General features: G+C 54.2%; 6 protein-coding genes. 4 read left to right on the plus strand and 2 right to left on the minus strand.

Annotation, left to right across the window (positions count from 1 at the left end; all coding sequences use genetic code 11):
• The first annotated feature begins 125 nt into the window (after positions 1-125).
• The 3 genes from nrdD to ACJROR_RS13235 all read left to right on the plus strand — a co-directional run bounded on the left by nrdD (position 126) and on the right by ACJROR_RS13235 (position 3,762).
• Positions 126-2,258, plus strand: coding sequence for an anaerobic ribonucleoside-triphosphate reductase (gene nrdD / locus ACJROR_RS13225; protein ID WP_406043570.1), 2,133 nt, complete (start codon positions 126-128; stop codon positions 2,256-2,258).
• Positions 2,259-2,548: 290 nt separating this feature from the next.
• Complete coding sequence (locus ACJROR_RS13230) at positions 2,549-3,010, plus strand: hypothetical protein (protein ID WP_406547491.1); 462 nt, start codon at positions 2,549-2,551, stop codon at positions 3,008-3,010.
• Positions 3,010-3,762: a hypothetical protein gene (locus tag ACJROR_RS13235; RefSeq protein ID WP_406547492.1), complete on the plus strand. Its 753-nt coding sequence runs from the start codon at positions 3,010-3,012 to the stop codon at positions 3,760-3,762. Before ACJROR_RS13230 ends, ACJROR_RS13235 begins: the two co-directional genes overlap by 1 nt.
• Before the next feature lie 194 nt (positions 3,763-3,956).
• Here ACJROR_RS13235 and ACJROR_RS13240 read toward each other — a convergent pair whose 3' ends face one another.
• Both ACJROR_RS13240 and ACJROR_RS13245 read right to left on the minus strand, forming a co-directional pair.
• Positions 3,957-4,880, minus strand: coding sequence for a hypothetical protein (locus ACJROR_RS13240; protein ID WP_406547493.1), 924 nt, complete (start codon positions 4,878-4,880; stop codon positions 3,957-3,959).
• A gap of 85 nt (positions 4,881-4,965) precedes the next feature.
• Positions 4,966-5,916 (minus strand): 3'-5' exonuclease, encoded by a 951-nt coding sequence (locus ACJROR_RS13245; RefSeq protein ID WP_406547495.1) that lies wholly within the window; start codon positions 5,914-5,916, stop codon positions 4,966-4,968.
• 646 nt (positions 5,917-6,562) lie between these two features.
• Between ACJROR_RS13245 and ACJROR_RS13250 the strand changes: the two genes are divergently transcribed.
• Positions 6,563-7,304: GTPase (locus tag ACJROR_RS13250; RefSeq protein WP_406547496.1), on the plus strand; the 742-nt coding region annotated here is incomplete at its 3' end.

Raw genomic sequence — 7,304 nt, forward strand, 5'->3', positions numbered from 1 at the left:
ATCCGTTCTCTCCTGATTTTCCGGGAGATGACGGCAGCATTAAAGCCGGCAGCGCCGCTTTGCGGATCCCGTCCGGCGGCAAAAAACCAATAATCAATAACAAAGCAGTAAAACGGAGTTTGATTGTGGAAGCATCCCAGATCGTAATTATCAAAAGGGACGGCAGTAAGGTTCCCTACGATGGTAATCGCATCGTTAAAGCTGTGTCCAAGGCATGTGATGCCTGCGGTCTCAGAGACCTGGCTCTCTGCGTCGAGGTGGAAAAGTTCATCTTCAGCAAAATCAAGGGCATGACCTCGGTGGATATCGCCGAAGTGCAGACCATGGTGGAAAATCATCTTATGGACACCCGCTACAAGCAGGTGGCCCGGGCCTACATCGAATACCGTCATGACCGGGATCGCATCCGCGAAAAGCACAGCAAGCTCATTCAGGACATCGAAAGCCTCATCGAGCAGAACAATCCGGACATCCTGAACGAAAACGCCAACAAGGACAGCCGCGTCATCCCCACCCAGCGGGATCTTTTAGCCGGCATTGTGGCCAAGCACTACGCCAAGACCCATATGCTGCCCCAGGACATTGTGGAGGCTCATGAAAAAGGCGAGATCCATTTCCATGATCTGGATTACTCTCCCCTGTTCCCCATGTTCAACTGCATGCTCATTGATCTTAAGGAAATGCTGACCAACGGCTTCAAGATGGGCAATGCCGAGATTGAAACCCCGCATTCCATTCTCACCGCCACGGCCGTTACCGCCCAGATCATCGCTCAGGTAGCCAGCCATATCTACGGCGGCACCACCATTAACCGCATTGACGAGGTGCTGGCTCCGTACGTTACCAAGAGCTATGAAAAGAATCTGGAAATCGCCCGGGAATGGCGGGTGCCGGAGGCTGAAAGCTATGCCCGCTCCCGCACCGAGAAGGACTGCTATGACGCCTTCCAGTCTCTGGAATACGAGATCAACACCCTGCATACCGCCAACGGACAGACTCCCTTCGTAACCCTGGGCTTCGGTCTCGGCACCTCCTGGGAATCCCGGCTTATTCAGACCTCCATTCTGAAAAACCGCATTGCCGGGTTAGGCCGGAACAAAAAGACCGCGGTATTCCCCAAGCTGGTGTTCGCCATCAAGGACGGCGTGAACTTCCGTCCCGAGGATCCCAACTATGACATCAAGCAGATCGCCCTGGAATGCTCCAGCAAGAGAATGTATCCGGACATCCTGAACTACGAGCAGGTAATTCGGGTTACCGGCTCCTTCAAGGCTCCCATGGGCTGCCGCAGCTTCCTCTCCCCCTACTGCAATGCCGAGGGCGAGCTGGAGCACGACGGCCGCAACAATCTGGGCGTGGTCAGCCTGAACCTGCCCCGGATCGGCATTGAAGCCAACCACGACGAGAAGAAGTTCTACGAAATCCTGGATCAGAGGCTGGATCTCTGCTACCGGGCTCTTATGGAAAGAATCCGCCGGCTGGACAACGTCAAGGCCAAGGTAGCGCCGATCCTCTATATGGAAGGAGCCTGCGGCGTGCGTCTCAAGGCCGATGACCGCATCAGCGGCATCTTCAAGAACGGCCGGGCTTCCATTTCCCTGGGCTACATCGGCATTCACGAGACCATCAACGCCCTCTACGGCACCGAGAAGCATATCTTTGATGACGAAACCCTGCGGGAAAAGGGACTGGCCATTGTGAGACACCTCCGGGAGGCCTGCGACCGCTGGAAGAAGGAAACCGGCTACGGCTTCAGTCTCTACAGCACCCCGGCGGAAAACCTCTGCAACCGCTTCTGCAAGCTGGATTCCGCGGAGTTCGGCTCCATTCCGGGAGTTACCGACAAGGGCTATTACACCAACAGCTTCCATCTGGACGTTAACAGAAAAGTGGATCCCTACGCCAAGATCGATTTCGAGAGAGGTTATCCGGATCTGGCTTCCGGCGGCTTTATCTGCTATGCGGAGTTCCCCAACATGCGCAGCAACACCGAGGGCATTGAGGATGTCTGGGATTACACCTATGACAAGATCCCCTACTTCGGCACCAACACTCCTATCGACGAGTGCTACATCTGCGGCTTCAAGGGCGAATTCTCCTGCACCAGCAAGGGCTTTGAATGTCCTAAGTGCGGCAACAAGGATCCGGGGAAGTCTTCGGTAATAAGAAGAGTCTGCGGCTACCTGGGCGCTCCTGATTCCCGTCCGTTCAACGAGGGCAAGCAGAAGGAGGTGCAGAGACGCGTCAAGCATCTCTGATCCGGTTCCCCGCCGCCGCGGCTCAGCAGAAAACCCCGCAGCTTGCGGGGTTCTTTTTTTGGGAAATGCGCAAACAAACGGGGAGAAGACCGGGAAAACCCGGAAGCCCTGCAATTAACCATTATGTGACCGCATCCCCGGTTACAAACTCAAAGACGGACTATACTTTGCCTCAGGGGTTCTGCGCCGGCCCGGCCGCCCTGTCAGAATGGCGGAGGCTTGTCTTTTTCCTGAATCGGCAGGCGGCAAAAATGCCCGGATGTTCAATTAGCAATGTGAGGACAGAACGAATGATCAGAAAATGCGCTTTGATAATCTGCGCTCTTATGATGACTGCCGGATGCGTCAGCCGCATGGATGACGCTGATACGGAGCATGCCCGGAGCTTTCCGGCGCCGGCTACCGGTCAGGGCGGTTTGTACATTATTCGCGAATCGCACCTTTTAGGCTCATATAAATCGGTTGATCTTTATATCGACAATCAAAAGGCGGCGAGGCTGGGAAGCGGCGATTTTTACTACACGACTCTTCCCGTTGGCAGCCACAGTCTGATGGCCAGCGAGTTTCAGCTTGCCAATGCGGTTCTGTCCGGCGGAGACAAGCAATCGCTGTTTTTCCGGGTCAAGACCGAAGAAAACAAGAATAAGTTTGTGGAATATAACTACTTCAACGCCACGTTTTCCATCCTTCCCGAGGAGGACGGCAAGAAACTGGTTCTGGAGAGCGACCGTGTAGCAGAGGAGCGTAACTGATGAAAATGACCATGCCCAGAATACTTCCGGCAGCGCTGGTTTTGCTGTGTTCCGCCCTGAACGGCTGCGCCGATACCCATGACAGTTCCGGGAGACTGATCCCTTCTAAACTGTACACCATGAATGTCAGCCAGCCCGCCGCGTCTGCAAGCGACAAGATCCATGTAACCGACAAACGGCCCTTTGTGGAGGAGGGAGGCATAGGCGACGGCACCGCGCACTGGATTTCCTCATATTACCCGGACACGCCGGAAAGACGGCTTGTCACCATCGGCTTTGTCAGCGCTAATTTTGAAAGGAGCCTGAATAATCTCATCATGAACACCACTGTTCCCGAGGTTCTGGCAAACGATGTCGCCCGGGCCTTTGGGGATCAGGTGCCTGACAATATTGCCTCTGTTGATGTTTCCGTGAAAAAAATGTGGGTGTCCTTTCTCAGAGATGACATATTTTACGAGCAGAGCCAGGATGACAGCTCCACCGCCAGCATGCTCAAATCCACTGCCAAAATTCTAACCATCGGAGAGTTTTGGGCGGATGTTATTGATTCTACCAATATCAAATTCGGGTACAACTACGACATCGCTGTAACTGTGGTGAAGACAAACGGCGTCACCCTGACCGAAAACTGCAAAGATCGCAAGTTCGGCAGAATCCTGTCCCTGCCTGAGGAAGATATCATCAGCACCGGAAACGAAATGCTGTCCGAAATTGATGCCTGCATTGCCCGGAAAATTAAGGTAATGCGCTGAGAGTCCCCGCGCCGGGAAATAGCTCACGGCATTTCCGGAGTTCCGGCTCCGGGATGAAACAAAGCCCCGCCTCCGAAAACTGCTTTCCGGAGGCGGGGTTTTTCTGTTTCTTTGCATCAGTCAAAAGCAGCCGTCTGAATAAGCCTTGCAAATACATGAGCTATCCGCAGTCAGTTCCTGGCGCTTCTTATACCTCAGCGCTTCTTATACCTCTCCCAGGGGGCGGTTTCGATAATCCGGACATTGCGGTCATCAGGATCCATCATAATGTCCCGCACCGCCTCCAGTTCATCATTAAGCTCGCTTTCGTTATAAACGGTCTTGCACCAGCAGCGATCCTCGGAGCTCCACCGGAAGCGCCGCTGCTTAAGATCGTCCTTCTGATTGAAGCAGTTTCTCACCTGAATGATGCTGGCGGCGGAATCGGCCTCCGCAGCCATGCGATCCAGCGCTCCCGGCACCATATGCATAAACCACAGGAGAGCGAGACAGCGATCCAGGGGCGTTTTTTCATTAAAGAAAACCCGCTTCTTAATGCACATCATATGCAGACTGGAAAACTGCGCCGGGAGATCCGGATCCAGCTCTCCCCAAGGAAAGCCCCGGCCCCCGGTCACCCAGGACAGAGTGCCCAGCTCCGGGAAGCGGCAGTCAAAGGACGGTCTCTCGGCATAGGGCTGCAAAGACACCGCAAAGGGAGTCACGCCTCCGGTGCGGGCATCACTTCGGAACATGTCCCGGATATCCTCGTCATCAAAACGCCGGGCGGCAGTGGTGTAGAGATCCTGGTTTTCCCGCACGTTTTCCGGGGGATTTTCAAGGCCGCTCCAGATCCGGTCCAGACTCACCAGCTTTGAGGTATAGCGGTCATAGGTGACCCGCATCATGCCGAGAGCGTACATCCGGTTGTCCCGGCTCTGAATGTCCGCGCTCAGAATCACCATGCTGCGCAGGGGATCCGGATTGTCCGAGGGCTGGCCGAGCTCGATGGGAAAACGCTGATTTCCGGAGGCAAAGGCCATAAAGGGAATGGCAATTTCCAGCCGGAAATTCTCCGGATGCTCCCGGATCTCCGAAATCCGGTTCAGGGGAAACTGCCTGATCATGCTGTCTGTCATATTCTTTCTTAATCCTGTTACTCAGTCTAATCGTATTTATCTGCTGTCTTTCCTGTTTCTGCGGTATTCTGTCCTGCCGCGGTTTTTAAAGCCCCAGCTTGTCCCGGTAGCGGGTGTAGGCATCCAGCACCGCCACCTGCACCTGACTGTCCGGAATCAGAAACTGCGTCCTGATCATCTCCAGCTCGCGGTTTACCTCGTTCTGATCCTGACAGATCTTTTCCCAGGCATTGCGGAATCTGACGTAGCGATAGCCGAATTCCCTGAAAGCATCCCGGAAGTTCCAGGTGTTCCCGGCAGCGGTCACCCGGAGGGCCAGATTCTTCCTGCGGGCGTTACCCAGAAGGGAAGGCATGACCCCGGGAGTGGAATGAAGAAGCCAGAGCAGAGCCAGGCAGTCATTAATGGCCCGGTGCGCCTCGTAAAAGTAGCCCCGAACGTTCAGAAGATATTCCTGCTTCCGGGAGGCGATGCCCGGACAGATCTTATGCCACTCCACATCGTTGACGCTGCAGGCCCAGGGCAGTCTGAGATTCATATTGCTGAACAGGGAACCGAAGCGCTTTTCCGTAAAGCCCCGGTCCATGGTGGCATTATGAGCCACCACCAGGGGATTGTCCTGAAAGAATTTCATCACCCGGGCCTCGGTGAAATGCTTCCCCTCCACCATGGCGTTATCAATGCCGGTAATCCGGGTAATCATCTCCGGAATGGGCTCCTCTGGCTGCTCGAATTCGTCATAAACGGAAACAATGCGGGTGATTCTGGCCTCATGCACGGAATACTTCACCTTTACCATGCCGAGCTCGATAATCTGGGAATTCTCCAGCTCCAGACCGGTGGTTTCGGTATCCAGAATAATCAGGGACTTTTCATCAGGAGCCTCCGGTCCCAGAACCACCGGATAATTCGATTCCTCGGTGAGATCCGAAAACGGCACCCGTTCCAGAAGGCGGTAGCCCGCCGGATTTGCCTCGATGTCCGGAAGAATCTCCAGCGGAAACTGTTCCTTGTCATTATTGTCAGATACTGTCATTAAAACCCCCGTTATCTTTCCAGGCCGCCTTTGCGGAATAATGTCCGGAGCGATTTTGTCAAAAGGCCGCGGCGCCTGGTGCCTGTTAATTCCTATATTACCTTTTTCCGCAAAAAAAAGACGATTTTTTCACAAAAATGATCTGTAATCCCGGTAACTCCGTGTTCCTTTCTGAAAAAAAGCCGGTTCTTCCGGAAAACGCAGCAATGATAGCAATTTTATTGCAAATTTCAACTAAAAACTAAACCTTTGTTCAATTTTCTTGCAACTGATGCACATCAAATATATAAAAACAGTAATAAAACCATGTGATTTAATGAGATACAGCTTACTGCTGTTCAAAAATCAGCCGCTGCCGCAATGCGGAATTTCCGCCGGCCGCAAAAATAATCCCCCGCTGCCGCAGATCTCCATGGAAAGCGGCTTTTAAACCGGCTTCGCTCCGGCTTCTGCCGCCCTCTCCCCGGCTTTCCCGCGCCCTCTTCCGGAAAAAATTGCGTACCCCTTCAAACATTAGTCCGATTTACCGCCCGGGGCCGCCGCTTGCCCATATAATTGTCAGAACCTCCCGGGCTCTCTGTCCGGGATCATTCAGGGAGACTTTCCCCGGCGGAAGCTCTCCCGGCTCCGACTCCGAGGACACCACGTGAACACCTATAACACCAACGTCTTAATTCTGGGTAAGACCGGTTCCGGCAAATCCGCTCTGGTAAACTATCTCTACGGACAGAATATCGCCGTGGCCAAGGTGGGACGGCCGGTTACCGAACGAGGCCTGCACCGGCACCCGCCCTTTATGTGGAATGATATTCAGGTTTCCGTATTCGACAGCTGGGGACTGGAATCCTCCTTCATAGACGACTGGAAGGAAGATCTGTACGCCGCTCTCCGCTCCTGCGACCAGAGTCAGGATATCGGAGACTGGTTTCATACCGTAATCTACTGCTGCGACGCCCGGAAGGGCCAGCCGGATTCCTGCGAGCAGAAAAAGGTGCTGGACGAGCTCCGCAATAAAGGAGTGCGGCTGATCTTCGCCCTGACCCGCTGGGGACTCTGCCGGGATCATGAAAAGGAAGCCGCCCTGAAGAATCTCCGCCGCCTGTACCCGGACGCTCCGGCGGTTCCGGTGGAGGCGGTGAGCCAGAAGCTCCGGAACGGGACAGTGACAGGAGTCCGGGGCCGGGAGGAGCTTTTTCAGGAAATGTGTCTGAACCTCCGGGACAATCTCCTGTCCCATCTCTGCGCCAAAACCCGGGAGGAACTCCAGCTTTCTCTTAAAATCGCCAAAAAGCATACCATGGAGGTTTTTGAGACAGAGGCCGGAACTCTGGGGGTATTCCGGGTATACAGCGAGGAAATGCACCGGTATATCAAGGACAAGGCCTCTG

The organism is Succinimonas sp., assembly GCF_045225735.1.
Classification (GTDB): Bacteria; Pseudomonadota; Gammaproteobacteria; order Enterobacterales; family Succinivibrionaceae; genus Succinimonas.

Coding starts and splice junctions, on each gene's coding strand:
- ACJROR_RS13230 (WP_406547491.1), top strand. CDS start 2,549: ATGATCAGAAAATGCGCTTTGATAATCTGCGCTCTTATGATGACTGCC.
- ACJROR_RS13235 (WP_406547492.1), top strand. CDS start 3,010: ATGAAAATGACCATGCCCAGAATACTTCCGGCAGCGCTGGTTTTGCTG.
- ACJROR_RS13240 (WP_406547493.1), bottom strand. CDS start 4,880: ATGACAGACAGCATGATCAGGCAGTTTCCCCTGAACCGGATTTCGGAG.
- ACJROR_RS13245 (WP_406547495.1), bottom strand. CDS start 5,916: ATGACAGTATCTGACAATAATGACAAGGAACAGTTTCCGCTGGAGATT.